The sequence below is a fragment of the Microbacterium sp. genome (assembly GCF_052099035.1).
In the GTDB taxonomy this organism is placed as follows: Bacteria; Actinomycetota; Actinomycetes; order Actinomycetales; family Microbacteriaceae; genus Microbacterium.
In genome coordinates this window covers 1-3,492 of the sequence record NZ_JBQDSX010000034.1, presented here as the reverse complement: position 1 = coordinate 3,492, position 3,492 = coordinate 1, and the positions used below count along the sequence as shown (strand labels likewise).

At 69.4% G+C, this 3,492-nt stretch carries 3 protein-coding genes; 2 read left to right on the top strand and 1 reads right to left on the bottom strand.

Going from position 1 to position 3,492, the window contains the following annotated elements; genetic code table 11:
- Positions 1-606 (top strand): flavin reductase family protein (locus ACTIAO_RS11265; RefSeq protein ID WP_441906336.1); only part of this gene is annotated, 606 nt, incomplete at its 5' end.
- Between the two features lie 4 nt (positions 607-610).
- On the opposite strand, the gene ACTIAO_RS11260 is transcribed toward ACTIAO_RS11265, so the two are convergent.
- Positions 611-1,903, bottom strand: coding sequence for an amidohydrolase family protein (locus ACTIAO_RS11260; RefSeq protein WP_441906335.1), 1,293 nt, complete (start codon positions 1,901-1,903; stop codon positions 611-613).
- A 74-nt stretch (positions 1,904-1,977) separates the two neighbouring features.
- Here ACTIAO_RS11260 and ACTIAO_RS11255 point away from each other — a divergent pair, with 74 nt between their 5' ends.
- The gene (locus ACTIAO_RS11255; protein WP_441906334.1) at positions 1,978-3,348 is read left to right on the top strand and encodes an amidohydrolase family protein; all 1,371 of its coding nucleotides are present in this window, start codon (positions 1,978-1,980) and stop codon (positions 3,346-3,348) included.
- Positions 3,349-3,492: the final 144 nt, after the last annotated feature.

Sequence of the window (3,492 nt, the reverse complement as noted above, 5' to 3'; positions counted from 1 at the left end):
GTCTTCGTCGCGGGCGGAATCGGCATCACGCCGATCCTGCCCATGGTGCGCGCCGCGCGCGCTTCCGGCGCCGACTGGACGCTGCACTACAGCGTCTCCTCCCGAGCCAGCCTCCCGTTCGCCGCGGAGCTCGACGAACTGGGCGACCGCGTCATCCTCCATGTGAGCGAGGAGACCGGGCGGGCCGACCTCGCCGGTATCGTCCAGCAGGCAGGCAACGCCCCGATCTGGGCGTGCGGCCCCCGTGCCATGCTCGACGCCCTGCGCGCAGCCGGCCCCGCCGCCCTCCACGTCGAGCCGTTCGAGGCCGTCGAGGATGTCGCGGATGCCGCGCCGAAGGACGCCTTCGAGGTGGAGCTGATGTCCACGGGTGAGGTGCTCGAGGTGCCCGCTGATCGCTCGGTGCTCGAGGTTCTCGAGGACAACGGACTGTTTACAGTGTCGTCGTGCCGCGAGGGCACCTGCGGCACCTGCGAGACCGTGGTCGTCGATGGCGAGGTCGACCATCGCGACCGAGTACTCACGACGGCGGAGCGGCAGACGAGCCCCGTCATGATGATCTGTGTCTCGCGTGCAGCCTGCCCGAGGCTCGTCCTCGACGTCTAGGGCATCAGCGCCCGACGCGCTCTCGGAGGCCCGCCGTGATCTCCCGCTCGCTGGCTGCGACGAGGCGATAATCGCGCACGACGACCTCGCCCGCCACGATCACGTGCCGAGGGCGCCGCCCCGGCGACAGCCAGATCAGGCCGGCGACTGGATCCGCCGTGCCGGCGTCGGCGACGCCCGAGACGTCCCACACGCATAGATCCGCGGCGGCGCCCGCCTCGATCCGCCCGAGCTCCTCGCGTCCGAGGCCGCGGGCCGAACCGTAAGTCGCCGCCGTGAGCGCGTCGCGCGCGGCGAGCTGCGGTCCGACGAGGCCGGATACCTGCACGGCGAGACGCGCGTCGGCGAGGAGATGGCCCGCGTCGTTGCTTCCGCCGCCCGATGTGCCGAGCCCCACGCTCAGCCCTGCCTCGAGCAGCCGCCGCACCGGCGCGATGCCCCACCCCATCGGCACGTCGCAGCCCGGGGCATGGGTGGCGCAGACGCCGCGCTCCGCGAGAAGGTGAATCTCGTCATCCGTCACGTCGCAGAGGTGCGCGATCGTCACATCCGGTGCGAGCCACCCCCACTCGTCGAGCAGTTCGAGGGGACGCCTCCCGTAGCGCCCGATCGCGATCTCGGTATCGACCTGTTCGTTGGCCTGCGTGCGGCGGCGCAGCCCCCGCCGGGCAGCGACCTCGCCGAGCGCCTCGAACGTCGCGCGCGAGTCGCTGTGCACTCCCGCGGGGCCCACCGCAACCTGCGTCATCCCGTCCGCGGACACGCCGCCCATGCGGGGTGCGAGCGCCGCAGCAATCGAATCGGCACTCGAGACTGCATCGGCCGGATCATCGCCCGCCGTGCCTCGCACGAAGACGAGTCTGCTCCCCAACTCGCGGCTCGCGCGATCGACCGCGCCAGCGATCTCCGCGCCGTCCTCGCCGGAGCGCGGCCAATTCAACTGGTGATCCGCGATGGTGGTGACGCCTGACAGCAAACCCTCGGCGATCCCCACGCGCGCAGCGGCATAGGCGAGCGTCGCGTCGATACCCGCATCCGCGTACGCGGCAGCCATTGCGGGCAGCCAGTCGCGCATGGCGACGCCGCGCGTGCCGTTCAGCGTGCGAAACCCGCTCTGCAGCAGGTGGTGATGGGCGTTGACGAGGCCGGGCGTGACGATGCACCCCGACACATCGAGCGATTGCGCCGCCGCGGCGGCCTGTTCACGGATGACGCCGTTCGCGATGTGCACGTCTCGCGCACCCTCCGCGTCGTTCGACCAGACGGACAGAGGGGTTCGGAGCGTGAGTGCGTTCATGCCTCCCAGTGGTAGCACCCGCGTGTTGCATCACCGTGACGAACCCGAAACATCCCCTCGATAGCGTCGTCGGCATGTCGCTCCTGCTCACGTCCGCACGCCTCATCCCGATCCCCACGGGCAGCACGGGCACGGGATACATCGATCGCGGGTGGATGCTCGTGACCGACGGCGTGATTGCCGGCATCGGACCAGGTGATCCCCCTCCCGGCATGACGGCCGACGAAACGCTCGACGTCGACGGTGCGTTCGTCGCGCCCGGATTCGTGTCGAGCCATTCGCACCTGTTCACGAGCGGGCTCCGCGGGCTCGGCGTCGCCGACACGCTGTACGGATGGTGCGACTCGATGCTCGGCACGACGGCCCATATGACGGCCGAGCAGATGTACTGGTCGACACTGCATGGCGGCCTCGACTTCCTCTCGAACGGCGTCACGACCGCCTATAACTTCACGGATCCGCTGCAGGCATGGGAGCCGATGGTCGACGGCAAGCGCACCGGATCCGCAGGACTGCGGGGCCTCGAATATCACGAGCGTCAGGCCGACGGATGCCTCGACGCGGGTCTGCGATTCGTCGACGCGATCGGCATGGATGTCACGGCCGGATCGCTCGAGGAGGTTGATGACCGCTTCGCGGCCGAGGTAGCGCACACGAGGTCGATGGATCCGGACCTCGCGCTCGGTTGCTCGATCATGGGGCAGGTGCAGTGGTCCCCGCACCCTGATGCAGCGGAGATCGAGGCGGCGACCATGCGACGGCTCGGCGTCACGAACCAGGCGCACTTCCTCGAATCTCCCGAAGCCGTCGAGCACCAGCGGTCGAAGTTCGCGCTGTATCGCGACTCGGGCGCGCTCGAGATGGGTCTCGTATTCGGGCACTTCATCCAGACGACGCCCGAGATCATCGACGAATCGATCGCCCGCGGCGCCGCGATGTCATGGCAGCCGGCGTCGAACGGTCGGCTTGCGTCAGGCGTGGCGCTCGTGCCCGAGATGCTCGAGAAAGGCATGCGGGTCGGCGTCGGACTCGACGATCAGGCGTGCACCGATGTGTCGGATCCCTGGCAGAACATGCGCATCGGCATCTACGCGCAGCGCGCCCGCACAATGGATCCGCTCTCGATGCTCCCCGAGCAGATGCTGCGTCTGCACACGCTCGGCGCGGCAGAGATCATGGGGGTGTCCGACCGCGTCGGCAGCCTCGAGGTCGGAAAGTTCGCCGACTTCGTGATCGTGGATCCGCGCAGCCCCGACATCGGCCCCCTCTGGCATCCGGTGCGCACGTACGTGCTCTCGATGACGACGCGCAACCTCACGCGCGTCTACGTCGGCGGCCGCCTCGTGAACGAGCGCGGCGCGTCGACGAATCCCCTCGCGGAGGAAACGTCCGCCCGCGTGCATGAGCTGCCGGTGCAACTCGAGCACCGCGGCTACCCGCACTAACGAATCTCTACAACCCGTGCGCGCGGTCGCGGTCGGCGAGCTTCTGCAGCTTCGCGTTGTACTCGGCGAGCTCGGCGTCGCCCGTGCGGTCCGCGTGGCGGTCCTGGCGCTTCTGCTGCTTCTCGTCGGTGCGGCTCCACTGGA

Coding starts and splice junctions, on each gene's coding strand:
- ACTIAO_RS11260 (WP_441906335.1), bottom strand. CDS start 1,903: ATGAACGCACTCACGCTCCGAACCCCTCTGTCCGTCTGGTCGAACGAC.
- ACTIAO_RS11255 (WP_441906334.1), top strand. CDS start 1,978: ATGTCGCTCCTGCTCACGTCCGCACGCCTCATCCCGATCCCCACGGGC.